This window comes from Mycolicibacter hiberniae, from assembly GCF_010729485.1.
GTDB classification, from domain to species: Bacteria; Actinomycetota; Actinomycetes; order Mycobacteriales; family Mycobacteriaceae; genus Mycobacterium; species Mycobacterium hiberniae.
The window spans coordinates 2,444,046-2,466,441 of record NZ_AP022609.1; the positions used below are offsets into that span (position 1 = coordinate 2,444,046).

18 protein-coding genes and 1 tRNA gene are annotated in these 22,396 nt (G+C 63.1%); 13 read left to right on the top strand and 6 right to left on the bottom strand.

The features are described from left to right. Positions 1-17: 17 nt before the first annotated feature. A tRNA-Met gene (locus G6N14_RS11520) sits at positions 18-91 on the bottom strand. 277 nt (positions 92-368) lie between these two features. Here G6N14_RS11520 and G6N14_RS11525 point away from each other — a divergent pair. Further along, entirely contained in the window at positions 369-1,172 is an 804-nt protein-coding gene (locus G6N14_RS11525) for an oxygenase MpaB family protein (RefSeq protein WP_234808774.1), read from the top strand. A 12-nt stretch (positions 1,173-1,184) separates the two neighbouring features. Here the strand turns inward: G6N14_RS11525 and G6N14_RS11530 are convergent, their stop codons facing one another. Together G6N14_RS11530 and G6N14_RS11535 are read right to left on the bottom strand one after the other, a co-directional pair. After that, positions 1,185-4,145, bottom strand: a complete 2,961-nt coding sequence (locus tag G6N14_RS11530) for a UPF0182 family protein (protein WP_085133936.1) — start codon at positions 4,143-4,145, stop codon at positions 1,185-1,187. A gap of 57 nt (positions 4,146-4,202) precedes the next feature. Continuing rightward, positions 4,203-5,222 (bottom strand): YlbL family protein, encoded by a 1,020-nt coding sequence (locus G6N14_RS11535; protein ID WP_085133937.1) that lies wholly within the window; start codon positions 5,220-5,222, stop codon positions 4,203-4,205. A 100-nt stretch (positions 5,223-5,322) separates the two neighbouring features. On the opposite strand from G6N14_RS11535, the gene G6N14_RS11540 reads away from it, so the two are divergent. The 11 genes from G6N14_RS11540 (at position 5,323) to G6N14_RS11590 (ending at position 15,882) form a co-directional block, all read left to right on the top strand. Then, positions 5,323-6,657 carry a zinc-dependent metalloprotease gene (locus G6N14_RS11540; protein ID WP_085133984.1) on the top strand — a complete coding sequence of 445 codons (1,335 nt, stop codon included), beginning with the start codon at positions 5,323-5,325 and terminating at the stop codon, positions 6,655-6,657. 77 nt (positions 6,658-6,734) lie between these two features. Next, positions 6,735-7,580 (top strand): TOMM precursor leader peptide-binding protein, encoded by an 846-nt coding sequence (locus tag G6N14_RS11545; protein ID WP_179960832.1) that lies wholly within the window; start codon positions 6,735-6,737, stop codon positions 7,578-7,580. Positions 7,581-7,698: 118 nt separating this feature from the next. Beyond that, a complete protein-coding gene (locus tag G6N14_RS11550) occupies positions 7,699-8,190 on the top strand; it encodes a hypothetical protein (protein ID WP_133054884.1) in 492 nt (163 codons plus the stop codon). Positions 8,191-9,174: 984 nt separating this feature from the next. Beyond that, positions 9,175-9,369 carry a hypothetical protein gene (locus G6N14_RS11555; protein ID WP_163787139.1) on the top strand — a complete coding sequence of 65 codons (195 nt, stop codon included), beginning with the start codon at positions 9,175-9,177 and terminating at the stop codon, positions 9,367-9,369. Next, positions 9,366-10,697: a DNA primase family protein gene (locus G6N14_RS11560; RefSeq protein ID WP_085133939.1), complete on the top strand. Its 1,332-nt coding sequence runs from the start codon at positions 9,366-9,368 to the stop codon at positions 10,695-10,697. Before G6N14_RS11555 ends, G6N14_RS11560 begins: the two co-directional genes overlap by 4 nt. Before the next feature lie 470 nt (positions 10,698-11,167). Further along, positions 11,168-11,392, top strand: coding sequence for a hypothetical protein (locus tag G6N14_RS11565; protein ID WP_133054886.1), 225 nt, complete (start codon positions 11,168-11,170; stop codon positions 11,390-11,392). Continuing rightward, positions 11,389-11,832, top strand: a complete 444-nt coding sequence (locus tag G6N14_RS11570; RefSeq protein ID WP_133054887.1) for a hypothetical protein — start codon at positions 11,389-11,391, stop codon at positions 11,830-11,832. Before G6N14_RS11565 ends, G6N14_RS11570 begins: the two co-directional genes overlap by 4 nt. Positions 11,833-12,009: 177 nt before the next feature. Further along, entirely contained in the window at positions 12,010-13,095 is a 1,086-nt protein-coding gene (locus tag G6N14_RS11575; protein ID WP_234808775.1) for a phage major capsid protein, read from the top strand. A gap of 116 nt (positions 13,096-13,211) precedes the next feature. Then, positions 13,212-13,574: a Gp19/Gp15/Gp42 family protein gene (locus G6N14_RS11580; protein WP_234808776.1), complete on the top strand. Its 363-nt coding sequence runs from the start codon at positions 13,212-13,214 to the stop codon at positions 13,572-13,574. Positions 13,575-14,039: 465 nt separating this feature from the next. Then, positions 14,040-14,390 carry a phage tail termination protein gene (locus G6N14_RS11585; protein ID WP_234808777.1) on the top strand — a complete coding sequence of 117 codons (351 nt, stop codon included), beginning with the start codon at positions 14,040-14,042 and terminating at the stop codon, positions 14,388-14,390. A gap of 1,318 nt (positions 14,391-15,708) precedes the next feature. Beyond that, positions 15,709-15,882, top strand: a complete 174-nt coding sequence (locus G6N14_RS11590) for a hypothetical protein (RefSeq protein ID WP_163787141.1) — start codon at positions 15,709-15,711, stop codon at positions 15,880-15,882. Between the two features lie 874 nt (positions 15,883-16,756). Here the strand turns inward: G6N14_RS11590 and G6N14_RS11595 are convergent. Further along, positions 16,757-18,253 (bottom strand): recombinase family protein, encoded by a 1,497-nt coding sequence (locus tag G6N14_RS11595; protein ID WP_085133944.1) that lies wholly within the window; start codon positions 18,251-18,253, stop codon positions 16,757-16,759. A gap of 44 nt (positions 18,254-18,297) precedes the next feature. Between G6N14_RS11595 and G6N14_RS11600 the strand changes: the two genes are divergently transcribed. Beyond that, entirely contained in the window at positions 18,298-19,638 is a 1,341-nt protein-coding gene (locus tag G6N14_RS11600) for a macrolide-binding ATPase MABP-1 (RefSeq protein WP_085133945.1), read from the top strand. Between the two features lie 11 nt (positions 19,639-19,649). On the opposite strand, the gene G6N14_RS11605 is transcribed toward G6N14_RS11600, so the two are convergent. Continuing rightward, the gene (locus tag G6N14_RS11605; RefSeq protein WP_085133946.1) at positions 19,650-19,895 is read right to left on the bottom strand and encodes a WhiB family transcriptional regulator; all 246 of its coding nucleotides are present in this window, start codon (positions 19,893-19,895) and stop codon (positions 19,650-19,652) included. Between the two features lie 304 nt (positions 19,896-20,199). Then, a complete protein-coding gene (locus G6N14_RS11610) occupies positions 20,200-22,323 on the bottom strand; it encodes an ATP-dependent DNA helicase UvrD2 (RefSeq protein WP_085133947.1) in 2,124 nt (707 codons plus the stop codon). Positions 22,324-22,396 lie beyond the last annotated feature (73 nt).

Genomic DNA, 22,396 nt, shown 5'->3' on the forward strand with positions numbered 1-22,396 from the left:
AGGGCCGTTCTACCTAGTAGCGGGGACAGGATTCGAACCTGCGACCTCTGGGTTATGAGCCCAGCGAGCTACCGAGCTGCTCCACCCCGCGTTGGTATCTACGACACTACCGAACGAGTGGCCAGGGGCCAAATCGCCTGGCCCCGGCACCGTGGCGTCGTCCCTCTCGTCCCAACTCCGCTATGCCATGCTGCATTCCGGAGCCACCGTGGAAGCGGACTCGTCGCCAACATCAGCCGGCTGCATCGTCGGGTTGTCGGGTCGCTGACCCGCGCCGCGGGCCGTGGCGGCCAGTCCTGGTGATCGCGAGCGTGCGTCTACAGTGACCCACAACGCAACTGCACTCGGCGACGACGGAGGCTGTCCGAATGGCCAACCATGAGGACACCTTGGGGCCCGACAGCATGCTGTGGCACTTCGTGGCCGACCGGCGCTACCTGTTCGTACTCCCGCGGGCGGTGTGCCTGCTGCTGCTGCATCCCGGCATCGCCGCCGGCATCAGCGAGCACGCCTTGACGCCCCAGCGCATCTGGCTGCACAAGAAGCGCACCTTCACCCAGGCGGTCAACTACGCGTACTCCGACCTCGACCTACGACCCCAGATGCGCTTTGCCCACGAACATGTCAAGGGCGTCGACGATCTGGGACGCAAGTACCACGCGCTGAATCCCGACCTGTTTCATTTTCAGCACGCCGCGTACGTCGAGTCGCTGGTCTTCATGGTCAACACCTTCATCCGTCCCCTCGACGCCGGGGAACACGAGCAGCTCTATCGGCAGTGCTGTGACTGGTATCGCCGATACGGCATTTCGACGCGGCCGCTGCCGGCGACCTGGCTGGAATTCGTCGACTACTTCGAGGACTACTGCTCGGCGAACCTGGTGGCCGGGGCACACTTCGAGCAGTTCCGCGAGCAGATCTTCGCGCCCACCGATTGGTGGATCCGCGCGGTCCCCCAGCCGGCGATCCGTGCCCTGCAGCATCCCCGCGCCCGAGAACTGACCGGCGTCAACGTGACTGCCGCGGACCGGTGGTCGTTGCGGCAGTTCGTCAAGTTGAGCCGGCTGTCCCCGATGACGCCCCGGCACCACTGGAACGCCCGGGCACGCGCCGCGCTGGGCGCCGCCGCTGCGCGCGGCGCCAGCACACCCCTGGGCGCGGACCTCGGCTGAGTGCCGCTGCTTCTACTTGGCGTTGTTGAACTTGGCCATGGCGTCGTCGAGGCGCTGCAGCGCCGCGCCGTAGCCCGCGAAGTCTCCGCGGCGCTGGGTGTCGCGCACCGCCGCGATGGCTGCGTCGATCTCACGCAGCGCAGCGGCTTTGGCCGGGGACAAGCCGGCCTCGGCGGACGACGGCGTCGGCACCGCCGCGGCAGGCGCCGGAGGTGCCGGTGCCGTGCCCTGCGCGGCACCGCCGCTTTCGGTCGGTGCGATGTCGGTGGCCGCCGCGCTGGCGCCGGGCCCGAACAGCCCGGTGAGCGCGTCGGAGACCGTTGGCCCGTAACCGATCTTGTCGTTGTACATCATCGCCACCCGGATCAGGCGTGGGTACGACGACGCGGCGTCGCTGGTGCCCGGCGAGGCATAGACCGGTTCGACATAGAGCAGGCCACCCTGCGCGACCGGCAGGGTCAGCAGATTGCCCCATCGGATGCGGTTCTGGTTGTCACGCCCGATCACACCCAGGTCCTGGCTGACCGTGGTGTCGGTGGTGATCGCGTTGTTGGCCAGCTTGGGACCGTTGACCTGCCCGGGAATGGTGAGAACGGTGATCTTGCCGTAGGTGTCGGGATCCGAGCTGGCGCTGATGTAGGCGGCCAAGTAGTCGCGCTTGAACCGGTTCATCGCGCTGGTCAACTGGTAGGAAGCCGAACCGTCTTCCTTCACAAGGTTTTTCGCGACGATGTAGTACGGGGGCTGGAAACTGCTGGCCGTCGGGTTGGGGTCCAGCGGAACATCCCAGAAGTCCGACGTGGAGAAGAAGGTCACCGGATCGTTGACGTGGTATTTCGCCAGCAGCATGCGCTGCACCTTGAACAGGTCCTCGGGGTAGCGCAGATGCTCGGCGAGCTCAGGCGAGATGTCCGCCTTGGGCTTGACCGTTCCCGGGAAGACCTTCATCCAGGCCTGCAGCACCGGATCCTTCTCGTCCTGGGCGTACAGGCTGACGGTTCCGTCGTAGGCATCGACGGTGGCCTTCACCGAGTTTCGGATGTAGGACACCCGCCGGTCGGGCAACAGACGATTGAACTCGACGTCTTTGGAGTCCATGGTCGCCGAGGACAACGACGTGAGCTCGGAGTAGGGGTAGTTGTCCAGCGTGGTGTAGCCATCGATGATCCACACCATCCGCTTGTTGACGATCGCGGGATACACCGTGGAGTCCGTGGTCAGCCACGGCGCCACCGCCTGCACCCGTTCCGCCGGGTCACGGTTGAACAAGATCTTGCTGTCGGCGCCGATCACCGAGGAGAACAGGAAGTTGCGTTCGGCGAACTTTGCGGCGAACACGCTGCGGCCCAGCCAGTTTCCGATCGGTACCCCGCCGGTGCCGGTGTAGGTGTAGTTCTTCGTCTCGGTGTTGGTTTCGTAGTCGTACTCGCGGTCGGGACCGTTGCGCCCCACGATCGCATAGTCGGAGACGGCGTCGGCGATCACCGGGCCGTAGTAGATGCGCGGCTGCTCGAGCCGGGCCGGACCGTTGGAGACCACCCCGCCGTTCGCGCCGACAACGTTGACCAGGAACTCCGGGTATCCACCGTTTTGGTTGGGGTCGTTGGCGATCCCGCGCACGGTGTTGGCCGGCGAGGCGATGAAGCCGTTGCCGTGGGTGTACACGGTGTGCCGGTTGATCCAGTCGCGCTGGTTGTCGATCAGCCGGCCCGGGTTGAGCTCGCGGGCGGCCACCACGTAGTCGCGCAGCTGGCCGTCACCGTCGCGATACCGGTCGATGGTCAGCTGGTCGGGGAAGAAGTAGAAGTTCTTGCCCTGCTGAAACTGGGTGAATGCGGGGCTGACGATGGTCGGGTCCAGCAGCCGAATGTTGGACGTGGTGGCCGCGTCGGCGCCCACCTGCGCCGCCGTCGCTCGCGCGTCGCCGCGGTAGTCCCGGTAGGTCACCACATCCTCGGTCAGCCCGTAGGCCTGCCGGGTCGCGGCGATGGAGCGGGAGATGTATTCGCTTTCCTTCTGCGCCGCGTTGGGCTTGACGCTGAACTGTTCGACGATCAGCGGCCAGCCCGCGCCGACCACGACCGACGACAGCAGCAGCAGCACCAGACCGATCGCCGGGATCTGCAGGTCGCGCAGCACGATCGCGGAGAACACCGCGACCGCGCAGATCAGCGCGATCGCCAGCAGGATCATCTTGGCGGGCAGCACCGCGTTGATGTCGGTGTAGCCGGCCCCGGTGAAAGGCTTGCCCGTGCGGGTGTGGCTGAGCAGCTCGTAGCGATCCAGCCAATAGGCGGCGGCCTTGAGCAGCACCAGGGTGCCGATCAGGCTGACCACCTGGATGCGCGCCGGACGGCTCAGAGCACCGGCGCGCTCGGACAGCCGGATGCCGCCGAAGATGTAGTGCGTCGCCAGATTCGCGATGGTGGCCAGGCACAGCGTCGCCAGCGCCAGCCCCACCACCAGCCGGTAGAACGGTAGGTCGAAGGCGTAGAAGCCCATGTCCTTGCCGAACTGCGGATCGGTGATCCCGAAGTCACCGCCCCGCAGGAACAGCTGGATGCGCACCCAGTAGCTCTGCGCCACGATCCCGGCCAGCACACCGATCGCGGCCGGAATCCCGAACCCGAACAGCCGCAGCCGCGAGAGCACCGTGGTCCGGTAGCGGGCCACCGGGTCGTTGACACCGTTGCTGGGAACAAAGACCGGCCGGGCCCGGAAGGCCGTGGCCATCGCGGCGAAGACGATCCCGCCGACCAGCAACGTCACCACGACGAACGTGATCAGCCGGGTCAGCAGGGTCGTGACGAACACCGAGCGGTAGCCCAACTCGCCGAACCACAGCCAGTCGACATAGCCGTCGATCAGCCGCGGCCCCACCAACAGCAGCGCGATCACGACGAACGCGCTGCCGACCATGATCCGGCTGCGCGCGGTCAATTTCGGCATCCTTGCGGTGGGCCGCATTGCCACGTGCCACGCTCCCTAGCTCAGTTGTCCCTGACGGCCCCACTGTAGCCAACTCCGGGATCAGCAAGAGGGCGGCTGACCTCCCTCGGTGACGGTGCGCAGTGCACCCACCGCCTGGGCGAGGCTGTCGACCTTGATCAGCTGCAGGCCCTTGTTGTCGGCCCGCGCCTCGTAGCAGTTGTCGGCCGGGACCAAAAACATCGTCGCGCCGGCCTCGCGGGCGGCCGTCATCTTGTGGGCGATCCCGCCGATCGACTCCACCTGACCGTTGGATTTGATGACCCCGGTGCCGGCGACGAAGTTCGATCCGGCCAGGGTGCCGGTGGTCAGCTTGTCCACCACGGCCAGCGAGAACATCAGCCCCGCCGAGGGCCCGCCGATGTTGGCGAGGTTGAAGTCGATGCTGAACGGCGCCCAAGGCGCGTCGAGGACCGAGACACCCAAAAAGCCGTTGGGCCGGTCCTTGTTCTCTCCGAGCGTAATCCGCGCGGTGCCGGGTGCGGCGTTCTTGCGCCGGTAGTCGATGGCCACCGTCTCGCCCGGTTTGGTGTCGGCCAGCCGCGCGGTGAACTGCTCCACGGTGTAGACCGGTTTGCCGTTGACCGCGTCCACGGCGTCGCCGCGCTGCAGGGCCCCCGCGGACGGTCCCGGATCGTGGACGTCGGCGAGGGTGACCGCCGACGGATACCGGAGGTAGCCCAGGGCGGCGTATTCGGCGCTCTGCTCGGAGGCCCGGAAGTCGGCGGTGTTGCTTTCGTCGACTTCCTCGCGGGACTTGCCGGGCGGATAGACCAGGTCACGAGGCATGAGTTGCTCCCGCCCGGATAGCCACAGGGCCAGCGCCTCCCCCAGGGTCAGCCCGTCGCGCTGCGAGACCGTGGTCATGTTCAGGTGACCGGTCGTCGGGTGGGTGGTGGTCCCCTCGATGGCCACCACCTGCTTGCCGTCGATGGCGCCGAGCGTGTCGAAGGTGGGCCCCGGCCCCAGCGACACGAACGGCACGGTCACCGCCGTCAGCAGTACGCCGAACATGACTACCGGCAGCACAGCCGCCAACAGCGTCAGAATCCGCCTGTTCACCCCGGGTATGGTAAACGGCCCCGGCGCCGGCGCGGACGGCCCGATCGCTGCGGGCGGCGTGTCGTACCGCCGGACGGTGCCGGTGGGTACGGTTGTGTCTATGGCTGATCTGCCCTTCGGTTTCTCATCCGGGGACGACCCCGACCGCGAGCGAGGCTCTGGGCCCACCGACCCGTTCGGCATGGGCGCCGGCTTCAATATGGCCGATCTGGGCCAGGTTTTCACCCAGCTCGGACAGATGTTCAGCGGCGCCGGCCGGGTGAGCGCCGACGGCCGCCCGGCGGGACCGGTGAACTACGACCTGGCGCGTCAGGTCGCGATCAAATCGATCGGCGCGGTGTCCCCGGTCAGCGCATCCACCGCGACGGCCATCGGCGATGCGGTGCGCCTGGCCGAAACATGGCTCGACGGTGCCACCCCGTTACCGGCCGGCACCACCCGCGGGGCCGCCTGGACGCCGGTGGACTGGGTCGAGAACACCATCGCCACCTGGCAGCGGCTGTGCGACCCGATGGCCGAACAGGTTTCGTCGGTGTGGGCTTCGGCGCTGCCGGAGGAGGCCAAGAGCATGGCCGGCCCGCTGCTGTCGGTGATGTCGCAGATGGGCGGGTTGGCGTTCGGCTCCCAGTTGGGTCAGGCGCTGGGACGGTTGTCCGGGGAGGTGCTGACCTCCACCGACATCGGACTGCCGCTGGGGCCGAGCGGCGTGGCCGCCCTGCTTCCCGGGGCGATCGAGGAACTGGCCGGCGGCCTGGAACAGCCGCGCAGTGAGGTCGTCACCTTCCTGGCCGCCCGCGAGGCCGCCCACCATCGGCTGTTTTCCCACGTGCCGTGGCTGTCGCACCAATTGCTCAGCGCCGTCGAGGCCTACGCCCGCGGAATGAAGATCGATATCCGGGGTATCGAGGAACTGGCCCAGGGCTTCGATCCGTCGGCGATGACCGATCCGGCCGCGATGAACGAACTGCTCAACCAGGGCGTGTTCGAGCCCCAGTCGACCCCCGAGCAGCTGGCCGCGCTGGAGCGCCTGGAGACCCTGCTGGCGCTCATCGAGGGTTGGGTGCAGACGGTGGTCGATGCGGCACTCGGCGACCGGATTCCGGGCACCGCGGCGCTCTCGGAGATGCTTCGCCGGCGTCGGGCCACCGGTGGACCCGCCGAGCAGACCTTCGCCACCCTGGTCGGTCTGGAACTACGGCCACGCAAGCTGCGCGAGGCCGCCGCGCTGTGGGAGCGGCTGACGGCCGCGGTCGGGCCGGACGCCCGCGACAAGGTCTGGCAGCATCCCGATCTGCTGCCCGAGGCCGCCGATCTGGACAATCCGGCGGCGTTCATCGACCGGATCATCGGCGGTTCCAGCGACATCGATTCGGCCATCGACCAGGCGATCGCCGAATTCCAGCGCGAGGCCAACAAGCCCGACGACGACAGCTGACCGCACGACGCCGAGCGCCCCGGTCGCACTGTGGATAACCGGCGGGGCGTCGGCGGCGGCCATGCCAGGGTCAGACCGTGTCCACCGATACCTACACCCTGGACCCGGCGCTGCCGGTGCTGCTGCGTCCCGACGGGACGGTGCAAGTCGGGTGGGATCCGCGCCGGGGTGTGCTGGTGCGCCCACCTCGCGGGCTGACCGCGTCCGCGCTGGCCGCCCTGTTGCGCGCGATGCAGCTCCCGGTCACCGCTGCCGCGCTGCGTCACCAGGCCGCGGCGTACGGCACCGTGGACGCCGAGGAGCTGGACGGCCTACTGACCGCGCTGGTCACCGCGCGGGTGGCGGTCCGCGGCGGTGGGGCGCGCCGCCGGTGCCGCACCGTGTCGCTGCGGGTGCACGGCCGGGGTCCCCTGTCAGATCTGCTGGTCGAATCGCTGCGGTGCACGAGCGCGGTCGTCCGGCGCAGCAGTCAGTCGCACGCCGCGGTCAGCACGGCGGGGACCGATCTGGTGGTGCTGGCCGACTATCTGGTCCCCGACCCACGGCTGGTGCGCGAATTGCACGCCGAGCGGGTGGCCCACCTGCCGGTACGGGTGCGCGACGGAACCGGAGTGGTCGGCCCGCTGGTGCTGCCGGGTGTCACCAGCTGCTTGGGCTGCGCAGACCTGCACCGGCGGGACCGGGACGGCGCGTGGCCCGCGGTAGCCGCCCAGCTGCGCCACACCGTGACGCCCGCCGACCGGGCGACGGTGCTGGCCACAGCGGCGCTGGCGCTGAGCCAGGTCGACCAGGTGGTGGCGGCGGTGCGCGGCAATCCGGCCGGCCCGGCCCCACCGACGCTGGACGCCACCCTGGAAGTGGATCTGGCGAGCGGATCTATCCTGACCCGCCACTGGATTCGTCATCCGCTGTGCGACTGCTGAGCTGGCATGCGCCACCAGGAATTATCAACGCGGTGACCGGCGCCACAACAACGTCGTGGATGATAGAGACGTATCAGGGATCATGTTATACGTGACACAATCGAGGGAGGTCCGCTACGTGAGCAACGAGGTATCCATCGAGGTAGCAGCGCTGATGGCTGGCGTGAGTTACGAGACTTTTCTAAGCTGGATGCACCATGCCGGTGGCATTTTGGTTATGCCGGATACAGCAGACCCGCGCTGTGGTCGCCGGGTGTCGGGTGGGGTTCCGATGCATGTGCGCTCGTGCGGGTGCCAGTTCGTCGCTAGCCCTCACCCCGACGTGGTTGGGCGCGATCCACTGGCGGTTGCCTTTGGGGCCGGGACGGTTGTTGTTGACGCCCCTGGTCGATTCACCGCCACCGAGTTCACCGCCGACGATGGCACCGCGTTCGGCAGCCTCTACCGGACGGCTGACAGCTGCGACGGTGATCCCGAGTTTCGGCTAATAACTGATTGGCTAGGCAGCCGCCCGTGGATCGAGACCGGTTACGACGAGGTTGACGACCCGACGATGGTTGACGGGTATTCCGAGCACTACGTCTTCCAGCTCGCCGGGGATCGCGCGTGAGTGTCGGTGGCCGGTGCGACGCTGGTGTGATGATGCGAGTGCTACTTGTTGCGGCGGTATTGGCCGGTGGTGCGCTGGCGCCTCCCGCTGCCGCCGATCCAATTCCGGCGTATTGCTATGACCAACGGTTGTGTGACGGGGATTTCGGTAGCACCTACTACTGCCCGGACACCGGCAGGTGGGTTGGGCCGTTCGGCGCGTGTGATGCGTTGGTAACTGGTGGGTATAGGCCCGGTGGTCAACGCCCTAACGAGGGTAACTGGGACGCCGAGGACGATTGGTGACCGTCGTGTGAAGCTGGTCACAATAGAGGGTGGTTTTGGGGGTAAATGTAAAAATACTCACGTATATACCATGGGAGGGGTAAGCCTATAGGGTTATCCCCGACTGGTGACTTCGGTCACAGTAGAGGGTGTTTTTCAACTTTTTGTGAAAAGTCGAACCCATATACCATGGGAGGGGTAAAGGGCTACGCGCTCATACCCTCATAGATTTCAGCACCGCAGTTTTGGCGAACTCCGGCGGTGTCGAGAGTGGCAGAGGTTCTATCGACTTGACTCTGCCGTGTTGGCCTGTGGCGGTCCTAGACTCCCGCCGCAGGTCAACTTTTTTTAACCCACCATGTCGTTAGTAACGCGGGCGTCAGCGGCGTCCACAGTTCAATCCGATGCGTCAGCGGCGCATCACATAAAGGAAAATCATGGCTAATCCACGATGCACACGGCACGACGCGATCGCCCGTCGCAATGGAGCGTGTCTGGCCTGTGCCCGCGAGCGTCAGCGTCGGTTTCGTCAGCGGCGGAATGAGGCTTACGCGTTGGTTCAGGTAATGCAGAAAACTCTTAGCGCGGCTTAGCCCGCTAATTCAAGCGTAGAGCGACTTTATCCGCTCTGCGGTATGCCCTATCCAAAAGGTTGGGAAAATCCCCCTGGATTGATTCTAGGGCTATTTATGGTGCCGTGATGGTGCCATGGGAGGTAAAAATGGCAGTTGATCTAAATGAGCTAGACCCCGAGACGATTATCTATATCGCTCAGTTGCGTAGAGAATGCGCAGCTCATCGGGTGGAACGGAACGCGGCCCGCGATGAACTCGCGGCGGTTACCGCCGAACGCGATGAGGCCAGGGCTATCGGGCTTGGGCTGGTGGAACAGATCGAAGCATTGCAGGCAAAATGAGCCGGCCTTTGCAGGTGGTGGATAACGCGGTACCCATCTGCCCGGAGTGTGGTGAGTTGGATTGCGATTGCGCTGAGCTGTTACAGCGGGTTGACCCGGAAGATGTTCGCGGTTTTAATCCGGTGGCTTGGTCGCGGGTGATTCAATCCGAGCGGCCTATCCGTTTAGACCCCAATTCGGGCGCTCTATGGTCTCACTCTGGTGGTGTCTGGTCTGAGGACCGGAATGCCGTGGGTGATGTTCTGCCTATCAAGATGGGTAAGTCTTACCGCCGGAATAAGCACCTTGGCACGGTGACCGACCGGTTGCGTGCGGAGTTGAAGCACGATGAGCGGTTTATCCACCCGGATAAACCGGATGACCGTTATGTGTCTCTGCCGTCTGGTTTGTTCGATTTCACCAACGGTGAGGTTGTTCCGCACGATCCCGACATGCTGATTACCTACCAGTTGGACGTTGATCCGACGTTCTCGGTAGAGACACCGGAGTTTGATCGGTTTTTGGCCGACGTGCTACACTCCGGCGATATTGACCGGGTGCTCGACATCCTGGCCTATCTCCTGCGGCCTGGTAATCCGTCGCAGCGTGCGATCATGCTTACCGGCACGGGACGCAATGGTAAAAGTGTTTTGCTCAATTTGATCGAGGCGATAGTCGGTCGGCACAGTATGGCGGCGGTGCCGCTCCAGCGACTCAGCACCCGATTCGCCGCCGCACGCCTCTACGGCAAGGCGATCAACCTGGTCGGTGAAATTGATGGCGGTCACGTCGAAAGTACCGGCGCGTTCAAACAGATGACGGGCGGCGACCTGCTTGAGATGGATGTCAAGCATTCACAGGCATTTGCGGCTCACGTCTGGGCGGTGCCTGTTTTCTCGGCTAACCAGATACCTACGTCGTCGGACACGTCCGAGGGTTATCTCCGGCGGTGGGAGATTATCGAGTTCCCTAACAAGTTCGATGGTTCCGATACCACCATCGAGGCTCGGCTGTTCTCAGAGCGGGCCGCGATTGCCGGCAAGTTGTTGCGTCGCGCCGCAGCGACCGGGTTCACTATCCGGCGTTCTGCGCCGGGTGATGCCGCACGGGAATCGTTCGCGAATCGTTCCGATCCTGTCCGGGCATGGTTGGCTGATGGTGAGATATTGCCGGTAGGTTTCACCGCCCGGACGCGTTCTTACGATTGCTACCGATTGTGGATCGAGGATGGTAACGGGAAACAGGCCCTTACCCGCAATAAGTTTTACGAGCGGGTCGCCGCTGTGCTCGGTCCAGCAAAGAAAAACCGCGATGGCACCTACGGCTGGGATTTTCCCTCTAGCACCTAAAAGTTGCCGTCATTCGGCCAAAAGTTGCCGTCATTTGGGCAAGAGTTGCCGTCAAACTGCCGTCACCTAGAAGTCCGTAACCGCAGCTCACTTGTGGTTGGTCACTGCAATGACGGCAGTTACGGCAACTTTTTTGAAAAAGGTGCCTATACGTAGGGCTTCCAGCCCGCGTCAGCGCCTACACCCTCTAGCAAACTTTTTGGTAGCCCGCGCGCAGCGCATGGTGCCCCCGAATCGAGCTTGGCGAGTGAGGGCACTATCCCCTTCCCCGAGCACCGCGAGGGATCTAATCAACCTTTTGAATGGAGTCTTGGAATGAACTTTGTCTCTGATCTTTTGGAGAATCTTGAGTCGGGTTTCGGTCGTCGTGTCGTGTGTGATGTGACCCACGACGACATCGAACTACCTAAACCGATGACCGTGTTGGATGTTCTTGCCGGTTTCAATAACTCGTGTGTCGAGGTGTTGTGATGGCGCACGGCGACAGTACGGCACCGTGGGCTAAATCCCGTGATGAGCGTTTCGCAGAGTTTGTAAAGCGCACCGACAGTTACAACGCTGCCGTCGTGGCGGCTGGTGATGAGCCTTGGCATAAAGATGATTTGCAGGTTCGCCGCGATTTGTGGGACCGGCGTTTCCGCCGTCCCGAACCTACTAAAAGCTTGTCCATTCCGAGTGTCCAGGGGTTGAATTGAGTACCGAAACTATTCCATCTGATGTCATTACGCCCGAAGATGGTGAAAACCCGCCAGAATTGATTACAGACACCGTTACGGACGTTTCCGCTGGTGGCCCTAAGCCTAATCGTGAGGCTCGTTACCGTGTAGAGCGTAACGAGGCCCGTTCTCATGTTGAGCAGCTTCAGCGCCGGGACGCCGAGCGGTTGGCCGCAAAAGGCCTCAGTAACCCCGCCGATCTGTTTACGTTGGGCGGTATCGAATTGGGTGAGCTGTTGGATGAGTTGGGGTTTGTTGATCCTGACAAAGTGTCTGCGGTGGTCTCTGACATTCTCGGTTCCCGTCCGGGTTTGAAGTTGGTGGACGCTCCCGTTGATCGTTCGCAAGGTTTCGGCTCATCTGTTGCCAGCACTGGTCCGACTTGGGGGAATCTGCTTAGAGATCGCCCTGGCGCTTAGTCACCCATAGTTTTCCGCTGAACCCGGTTTGTGGTCGGGTTCGGCGTGCGCCAGCGGCGCACCCATGGCATCCGTCTGTGGCGGTGCTGATTAATCCATCGAAGCCATCCGGTACATACCGGGTGGCTTTTTCGTTTGCCGGGGTAACGCCCTGGCTTGTCTCTATAGGAGATTTTTGTGAGTACTACACGTGCTGATCTGGCATCTGCTTGGTTGCCCGAGGATTATGGCGACCTGGTGAATTTGGCTGTTCAGGCTAAATCTATCGCCGCTAACGCCGCGACGTTTCTGACTACGAATAAGTCGAAACTCAATGTCCCGGTGTGGAAGTCTGACCCCGGTGTTGGTTGGTATGACGAGTTGGACCCGATTGCTGAGGCTGATGGTGATGCCGAAGAGGTCACGGTGGTCCCGGCGAAAACCGCCGGCCTTACCTTGGTCGGTAATGAGTCTGTCGGTGACACCGATCCGGCTATCGCTGACCGTATCGGTCAGGCGCTTGCTAATCAGATTGCTCGGTCTGTTGATCAGGCATTTTTCGCTAACACCACCGCGAAAGGTCCAGACGGGTTGCTGTCGCTGGGGTATTCGGTGGTCAGCACTGGTGGTTCGCTGACCAACTTGGATGCTTTTGTGACCGCCCGGTATAGGGCGCTGGCGTTTGGCAGCGTGTTGACTTCGTGGATTGTCTCGCCGGAAACCGCTGAGGCTTTGTCCAAGTTGAAGATCGCTTCGGGCAGCAACCAGTCGTTGCTGACTTTTGTCGAGGACGGTATTCAGGTGTGCGGCCTACCTGTGTTGGTCTCTGACCAGGTGGATGCGGGCACGGTGGCGTGGGGTATCCCTAAGGAGCACACGCTGTTTGTGCAGCGCACAGGTACCGAGGTTTCGCAGTTCCACAACGTCCAACAGGATGGTCGGTGGATTCGCGCTACTAGCCGTATTGGCGTCGCGTTCGTCAATGAGCCTGGTGTGGTTCGGATTGTGGATGGTCCGATCACTTACGCGCTGAGTTTTGGTGGCGCTACTGGTGGTAACGCGACGGTGAGCCTGAATGGTCTTGGTCCGTCTGTGACTATCGCCCACAACGCGAACGCTACGGCGGTTAAGGCTGCAATTGTCGGTATTGATGACGGCATCGTGGCCGATGACGTGACCGTTACCGGTTCTGCTGGTGAGTTCACCGTGATTGTTCCGGGTGTGTTGACCGTGAATGGTGCTGCGCTGACCGGTGGTACCGGCGCGTCGGTGACCCTCGCCTAGATTCCCCAATCTGGCACGGGCAGGTGGGACCGCTAACCCACCTGCCTGGCTAGGGGGAGGTTCCCTAATTGGCTTACGCAACAACCGCCGATGTCGTAGTACGGCTCGGAAGACCGTTGACGGCGGACGAATCCGCCCAGGCTGAGATCCTGCTCGAAGATGCTGAGCTGGAAATCCGGCAGCGTATCCCCGACCTAGACGAGAAGGTCACCAACGGTGGCCTAGATGAGTCGATAGTGGTCCGGGTGGAGTCCACCGCTGTAAAGCGGGTGATCCAAAACCCCGAGGGTTACACCTCGGAGACCGATGGTGACTACACCTACCAACTCAACTATGAGTTGGCCTCGGGTGAGCTTCAGATCACTAACCGCGAGTGGGGCCTGTTGGGTGTGGGGTCCGCGTTGTTTTCGATCCACCTCAGAGTGCCTACTCCGTTCGAGCGTTTCCGGGCCGATCCACGGTTCGCATTTCCATTGTGAAACAGGGGGTTTCATCGTGTCTCTGTTAGATCGCGGTGGTCAGTATGAACCTGTCACTGTTTATCCCGAGGTGCTTACCGAGGACATCGACGGTAACCCGCGAACGTCACCGGACCCGGATGGAATCCCAACCACCGCAAGATTCCAGGTGATGAACCAAACCGGTACGTCTGCCCGCAGGTCTGAGGAAGACAACGAGGGTTTCGAATCCGAAGAGGTCTACTCGATGCGGTTTCCCCGTTCGTTCGACCGCGCCCACGGGTTGCTCGGTCTGCAATCACAGATCGACTGGCACGGTGATCGCTGGTCGGTGTTTGGGTATGGAAACCGTTTCAACGGTTCCCCCCGTACTGCTCGGTTCGTCTACACGATTAAGAGGTCGTAGTGCCTCGCCTGCCAAGGGTTTTCAGTGTGGTGGCACCGGTCCTCAGAGCCGAGTTTCCCGACTGCCAAGTGGTGTCGTGGGTGCCTAACGTCAAGCATCGAACGTTTCCGCTCATCCAATTGCGTCGATCCGGCGGTGTCCGTCACCGTACCGAACCGACGCTGTTGGGTACTCCGATTGTTGAGCTGACCGTTCACTCTAAGGACGGTCTACCCGAGGTTGAAGAACTCTACGAGGATGCGCTGGAAGTTCTCTACGACGTGGTGCGGCGTCAGATCGTGACGCCTGCCGGTTACCTGCATTCGATCTTTGAGCGGTCGGGCAGCACTCAGGTCAGTTCCCCGTTCCAGGATGCTTGGGCAGTCCAGGGGCTAGTGCAGTTTGGCGTGCGCCCTCCACGTACCCGCGTGCTGCTTGGCCCTGCGGCCTAGCCCTCTGGCACTGGCAGGTCAGCCAGTGCCTTGTGTGGGCGTCGGGGTAGTGGGTGGCCCTGTGTTTGCTACCGCCCTCGCCCGCGCAGCGTGGCCGCTGCACTCCTGCTGCACTGCCGCACTACCGGCGGGGCAGCACGTCAGAGTATTAGCAGGTCAGAGGGGTGGGGGTATCACCCCTCCCCCCCCGCATCCCGACCGGGCTGTAATGCGGCGACGACATCCGGTGTGGTTTAAAACGTCGTTGCCGATGGTTCCGAGTGTTTGCTGGTTTACCTAGCCAGCAGTGCTGCCACGTCGCTAAAGGTCTCGTAGACTTTGGCATCTACAGCTAAGCTGCGCTGGCCGTCCAAGTGCGTATGGTCTGTGAGAGTTGCGAATACCTCTGCTGGTTTGCCGTCCGCTTTAGGGAATGCACCTGGTGGATCGTTACGGACCTCCCAGGACCAAGGCCCTTTGTCTGCTCTGAATCCATCCGGGTGTTGTTCAACTGTCCAACCGTGTTGCTCTGCAAGTTCTCTCAACGTGTCGATATTCACGGTGAGCAGCTAAGCACCTGATACCCGTTGTGGTGTTCGGTTCCGGCCAGCTCGTCGTCGGCAGGAGGCCTAGGCGTGGGTCTGCGGTAAGCTCTTGCCGTCCTGGCCGGTGACAGGTGCGTCATTTGACGCACCTCGATCTCTACGGACAGTTGGCTCACTTGCCCCGGTCACATCTGCGATAGCCCGGTTCGACATCCCCACCCCGGCCAGCTCGGCAACCACTTCCCGGCGTTCTACTGCCGGTAGCTTGAAACCGTCCAGCTCTGAGTTGCACCGTTTTCATTTTTCCGACTAGATATTTTCCGATTTCCGCAGGTAGCGAGTTTTTCGCTACCTGTTTTTGGCAACTAAAAGACGGGAGAAACCGTTGAAATTCACGGTGTTAGACCTCCCCAATAGGTTTGATCGTGCGTAAGCCTCGCGGTTTAGAAACTGCCGGCTCGAATTTGTGGACTCGCATTACCGCTGAGTTTGATATGGATTCTGAGCCTCATAAGGTGGCAATTCTAGAGTCTGCTTGTCGAACCGCTGATGACGTTGCGCGGTTTGAAAAGGCCGCTGCTGATGCGCCGTTGTGTGTTAAGGGCAGCGCTAACCAGCTTGTTATTCATCCGCTCCGCAGCGAGATTAGGTTTTCGCGTGGTTTGTTGAGTCAGCTTTTGGCTCGACTCAATTTTGAAGGTCAGGAAGTTCTATAATGCAAAGATTGTTTTGCGATGGCAGGTAGTTTACCTAAGACACGCAGACGGAGCCGGTCGCCTGTTAAGGCGGCAGAGTTGCCGGATAACTTGAAATCGTTTGATGATTGGGTTTACCCGAACGGCTTATATGATTACATGTCAGCTTTGGGTCAGGTTGTTGGCGGCAACCAGCGTTTGACGCCGATTATGAATCAGGCTGGCTTGAGTGCTGCTGATTGGTTCCGCAGGGCGCTGTCTGTATTGAAGTGATTCCCGTTGGGGTTGCGTCACTTAAACCATTGTTTCCCTGCTGGGTAGAACGCTGTTTCTAGGCAACGGTATTTGTAGAGTCCGTCCTTACTTTTACCAAGCTCTAGCGCCCCTATTTCGACCAGCCGGGCGACCTCCGCACATTCAGCTATGTGAGTGGGGAGTGCATCCTTTGGGTATGACTGCACCGTCCGTGCTGCCGCCACGTCGGCAGGTGTAGCACCTGGTAGGTCGTTAACTGTCGACGGCCAATCATTATCATCATCCATGTTTTGAGATTAACAGCTCCGGTGTGATGTCGCCATGTTCGATAGCGGATTCGATGGCCTCAGCGGGGAGACGGGATAGTTCGTAGAGTGCCTGCATTGAATACGGGAAATGTAGAGAGTTGTCTACATTTGAGATGGCCGGATTTCCACTAATCTCCATTAGCCTCGCCGCCCATGATCGGCTTATCCCGATCTGTTTAAGCATCGACGCTTGCAGGGAACCTGCTGGCGCTTGGCGTCGGCAGATCGTTCCCATGGGAACGGTTGCCTAGCTGTAGCCACTCCCCGTGCATCATCTCGCAAAGCGTCCACCGTAGGCATCTGACGACAGCTCAACGTGCGGCTGTGGCGCTGGACTCCCACCGGAGTTTGCGTCTGGGCGTCGGCAATCTTCGATTGCCTAGCAGCGGTGGAGTACGAGCGGATCTACGCGGAACAGGCCAGAGCACGGCAAGGCCAAAGATCAGACCTTCGGGAAAATTTGCCCGAAGGTGGGAGCGATTACCACGCTTCTGATGAGGCCGGTGAACTGCTCAACGTCTCGGGCAGGTCAGTCCGCGATGCAAAGTTTGTGGCCCAGCATGATCCCGAGACGTTCGACAAGATCAAACAAGGTGAAAGTTATCCTCGTATAATTCCGGTGGTGTTCTAATATCGAAAACGCGAGCTTTACTACCGCTCCCGCCGATTACGCAAGCTTGGAATGTTATCCCGGCGCGTTCTAGTAGTTGGCGGCGTTCTTCGGGGTTATCTTCCAGCGACCGCCATAGGTCGCCGTAGGTGCCACCTGTTTCTCTCCACTCCCACCGCGCCTCATGAATAGGTTGCGACTCTAGTTCTACGATTTTCTTATCTAATGCAGCAAGTTGTCGTTGTAGCCGATCTTTCATGGTGGCCGACGCTGCTTTTCCTGCGGCTAGGGTTAGTTCATCTACGGCCTGTAGTGCCTCTGCCATTGCTTCTGTGTTGTCGCTACCTGGTACCCATACCCGCTCACGGGCGGGGCGGTTGCCGAGTTTGTCGAGGAACGTCTCATCTGCGAGTGTGTCCAATTCGTCAGCCCGTATCATCGGACTGCATCGGTCTGCACATGAGTAATACCGGTAGGTACGCCGCTCGCCTGTTTTATTTCGTGTGCTGGTATTGCTTTCTGAGACAAGTTGTTTGCCGCAGGCGGCGCAGAACGCTATACCAGATAGTAGTGATTTCGGTGAGCGCCGGGCGTCTTTGCGCACGGCAGAATTGCCATCGAGTATAGCTTGTATACGCTCCCATTCACCTACGGTTATTAAGCCATCGGCTAATTTGACTGGTAGCCCGTCGTCATCACGTACTGTTCGGCCATCGTAATTTAGTTGGCCGAGAATTGTGCGGCCTCTTAGTATTTGTCGAATCGGTGTGACCTGCCACTTGCGCCCGATTGGTTTTAGCCCACGATTGACCCGGTGCCTATCCGATGGTGTGTGGATGCCCCCAGCTGTAAGCCGTGCGGCTATCCCGTTCATAGATGAGCCGTCTAGCAGTTCTTTGACGATGCGGCGAACCACGTCGGCAGCCTCGTCGTCTACTTCTAGCAGCCATCCGCCGCCTTTAAGCTCTACTGGCGTGTAGCCGTACGGCGGCGTACCGCCTCCCCACCGGCCTAGTTCCCTTAGTTTGGCGCGGCTGGCTTTGGTCCGTTCCCGTATCGCCTCTAGTTCACCTTCGGCTAGGAATCCGATTACGGATGCGATGAGCCGTCCCACGGGTGTTGATAGGTCGATGGACTCAGAGCACGACACTAGAGTTTTGTCGTGATCGAGGCACCACGCGAAGAGTCGGTTTAGATTGATCGTGTTGCGGGCCAACCGGTCCAGCTTCCAGGTGGCGATCACGTCGAAGTCGTGTATTCGGTGCTTGAGCCAGTGCCCCAACTGTTGTGTGTCAAACGGGTTTGTGGCACCGGATACGTCGATGTCTTCGGCCCAACCGACAATGACGCCACCGTTGGCGGCTGTCCAATTTTCGATTACTTCCCGCTGACGCTCTACCGACGTTGACTCGTCGGTGGCTCTGGATAGCCGTACTCTGCCTAGTACGCGACGTGGTTCACACTGCGTCATAGTTGGTCACCCTAGTCGGATTTTTGTGTATCGTGAGGATTGAAGTGTCAGAGATCAAACGCGGTAGCGCGGCGCGCAATGCGAAGCTGGCCAGCCTGCCCGTCGGCTTCGCCGGCCGGGCAGCGCTCGGGTTCGGAAAGCGGCTGACGGGCAAGTCCAAGGACGCGGTCACCGCCGAGCTCATGGAGAAGGCGGCCAATCAGCTGTTCACCGTCCTGGGTGAACTCAAGGGCGGCGCCATGAAGGTGGGCCAGGCCCTGTCGGTGATGGAAGCGGCCATCCCCGAGGAGTTCGGTGAGCCCTACCGGGAGGCGCTGACCAAGCTGCAGAAGGACGCCCCACCGCTGCCCGCGGACAAGGTGCACCGAGTGCTCGACGGACAGCTGGGCACGAAGTGGCGGGAACGGTTCAGTGCCTTCGACGACACCCCCATCGCCTCAGCCAGCATCGGGCAGGTGCACAAGGCGGTGTGGGCCGACGGCCGCCCCGTAGCGGTCAAGATCCAGTACCCTGGCGCCGACGAGGCGTTGCGTGCCGACCTCAAGACGATCCGGCGGCTGACCGGCGTCTTCAAGCAGCTGGCCCCGGGCGTCGACGTCAAGGGCGTCATCGACGAGCTGATCGAGCGCACCGAGATGGAGCTGGACTACCGGCTGGAGGCCGACAACCAGCGCATCTTCGCCAAGGCCTACGCCGGGCATCCGCACTTCTGCATCCCCAACGTCGTTGCCAGCGCACCCAAGACGGTGATCCAGGAGTGGATCGACGGCGTGGGCATGGCCGAGATCATCCGCAACGGCACCGTCGAGCAGCGCGACCTGATGGGCACCAGGCTGGCGGAATTCACCTGGGACGCGGCCCGCCGGCTGGAGCTGATCCACGGCGACGCGCACCCCGGCAACTTCATGCTGCTGCCCGACGGCCGGATGGGCATCATCGACTTCGGCGCGGTGGCGCCCCTGCCCGGCGGGTTCCCCCCGGAACTGGGTGCGTCCGTACGTTTTGCCCACGACGGTGACTACGACAAGGTCATCGCGGTCATGCGCCAGGGCGGCTTCATCCAGAAGGGCCAGGACGTCTCCGTGCGCGAGATCGACGAGATGCTGCGCCAGCACGTCGAACCGGTCCAGGTCGAGGTGTTCCACTACACCCGCAGGTGGCTGATGCGGATGGCCGGCAAACAGCTGGAGCGGCCGGTGGAGCAGCTCAAGACCGCCCGCCAGCTGGACCTGCCGCCCAAGCTGGCGATGCCGATGCGGGTGCTCGGTTCCACCACGGCGATCCTGTGCCAGCTCGACGCGCATGTGCCGACCAGGCGGATCTCCGAGGAACTGGTGCCGGGCTTCGCCCACCCCGAAGAGGTCCTGGCCGAGCCGTCGGCCTGAGCCTGCCGGACCTAGGCGGCCAGCGGCTGCTTACGCGGCCGGCCGCGGGGCCGTTTGCGGCCCACCACGTTGCCCCGGTCGAGGATCTCGCCGCCCCAGACGCCCCACGGTTCGCCGCGGTGCAACGCCGCTGCAAGGCACTGCTGGCGAATCGGGCACCCAGCGCAGCGCCCCTTGGCCCGCTCCAGGTCGGCCGGGTTCTCGGCGAACCACAGGTCGGGGTCGCCCGTGCACGGCAGCTGAAGTGTTCTCGACATGGTGTACCTGCTTTCCGGTCGGCTCGTGATGGTCGGATCCGGGCCGGAAGGCGGGCTGGCCGAAAACAAAAAAATGACCACGGATCCTGGTTGGGTCCGTGGCCATCGGGTGGCTGGGGCGAAGCGGCCCTAAGGCGAACCCCGATGCACGGACTCGGCGGCGGCGTGACGCGCCGCCGCCTGGGCAGCGGCGCCATGGCGCGCGCCGGCCGGGCGTACCCACAGGACGCTGATCGTGGTCATGGGTTCGAAGGGTAACCGCTGGGCGCACCGCCCCACAACCGAATTTTCTCCAGGACCGCCGTCAGCCCCGGTTGCGGATCATCTCCAGCACGTCGGAACCGAACTGTTCCAGCTTGCGCGCGCCGATACCCGGAATAGCCACCAAGGCGGCCTCGTCGCCGGGCAACATCTCGGCGATCGCGGTCAAGGTGTTGTCGGAAAAGACGATGTAGGCGGGCACTTTCAGCTCGGTGGCGGTCCGCAGTCGCCAGTCCTTGAGGGCGACCAGCAGGTCGGTGTCGACGTCCGCGGCACAGGTCTCGCAGCGGCTGAGCATGATGGCCGCCGGGGTGACCAGCGCCTTGTTGCAGACACGGCAGTGTTTTGGGGCACCACGGGACCGGCGCTTGGCCGGTGCGGTGGAGGCGTCGGCCTGCGGAGCGATACCGCTGAGGAAGCGCGACGGCTTGCGGCCGGCCCGACCGCCCGGGGCGCGGGCCAGCGCCCAGCTCAGGGTCAGGTGAATCCGGGCCCGGGTCACCCCCACATACAGCAGGCGGCGCTCCTCCTCGACCGCCTCACTGTCGGCGCCGTGGGCCAGGGCATGGGAGATGGGCAGCGTGCCGTCGGCAAGGCCGACCAGGAACACCGCGTCCCACTCCAGGCCCTTGGCGGCGTGCAGCGACGCCAGGGTGACCCCCTGCACCGTCGGTGGGTGCCGGGAGTCGGCGCGTACCCGCAGTTCGGCGACCAGCCCGGGCAGGTCGAGGTCAGGCCGCTGGGCCACCTCGTCGTCGACCAGTTCGGCCAGTGCGCCCAGCGCCTCCCAGCGCTCGCGCGCCGTGGCCCCGCTCGGTGGTTCGGCGGTCAGACCGAGCGGTTCGAGAATGCCGCGCACCAGGACAGACAGCGCCGGCCCGCTGCCCCCGCCTTCGCCGCGCGCGCCTTCTCTTTCCGCGGCCCGTTGCAGGGCGACCAGTGCCTGGCGGATCTCCTGGCGGGTGAAGAACCCCTCGCCGCCGCGGACCTGGTAGGCGACCCCGGCCTCGGTGAGAGCCTCCTCGTAGGCCTCGGACTGCGCATTGATGCGGTACAGCACGGCGATCTCGGCCGGCGCGACGCCGTCGTGGATCAGCCGGGCGATCGATTTGGCCACCGCGGTGGCCTCGGCGACCTCGTCGGGGTGTTCCCGAAAGACCGGTGCCGGGCCGGATTCGCGCTGACCGATCAGCTTCAGCTTGCTGCCGGCCACCCGCCCCCGGGCGGCGGCGATCACCCGATTGGCCAGCGACACCACCTCGGGGGTGGAGCGGTAATCGCGTTCCAGGCGTACCAGGACCGCGTCGGGGAACCGGCGGGTGAAGTCGAGCAGGTAGCGCGGCGAGGCTCCGGTGAACGAGTAGATGGTCTGGTTGGCGTCGCCAACCACGGTCACGTCGTCGCGCTCCCCCAGCCAGGCCGACAACACGCGCTGCTGCAGCGGCGTGACGTCCTGGTATTCGTCGACGACGAAGCAGCGGTAGCGATCCCGGAATTCCGCTGCCACCGCCGCGTCGTTCTCGATGGCCGCGGCGGTGTGCAGCAGAAGGTCGTCGAAGTCGAGCATCGCCACCTCGCCTCGGGCCTTGAGCGCCTCGTAACCGGCGTAGACGTCGGCCAGTTTCGCCGCGTCCAACGGGATGTCGCGGCCGGCTGCGGCCACCGCCCCGGGATACTGTTCCGGCCCGATCAGCGAGCCCTTGGCCCACTCGATCTCGCCGGCCACGTCGCGTACGTCGTCGTTGCTCAGCCGCAGGCCGGCGTGCCCGGCGGCGCGAGCAACCACCCCGAACTTGCGGTCCAGCAGCTCCCAGGCGGTGTCACCGACCACCCGCGGCCAGAAGTAGCGCAGTTGCCGGCGAGCGGCCGCGTGGAAGGTCAGCGCCTGCACTCCGGCGACCCCGGCGGCCGCTCCCCCGCCGGCCGCCGCACCCAGCGCACGCAACCGTGACCGCATCTCGCCGGCGGCACGCTGGGTGAAGGTCACCGCCAGCACCTGGCTGGGCGCGACGTGACCGGCGGCGACCAACTGGGCGATCCGGTGGGTGATGGTGCGGGTCTTGCCGGTCCCCGCCCCGGCGAGCACGCACACCGGGCCACGGGGCGCCAGCACCGCAGCGCGCTGCTCCTCGTCCAGGTCGGCGATGAGCGCATCCATGGCGTCCATCTTGGCAGGCACCTCCGACGGCCCCTGACGCCGATTCGGGAATGGCTACCCGACCGACTACGTTTGCACAGTT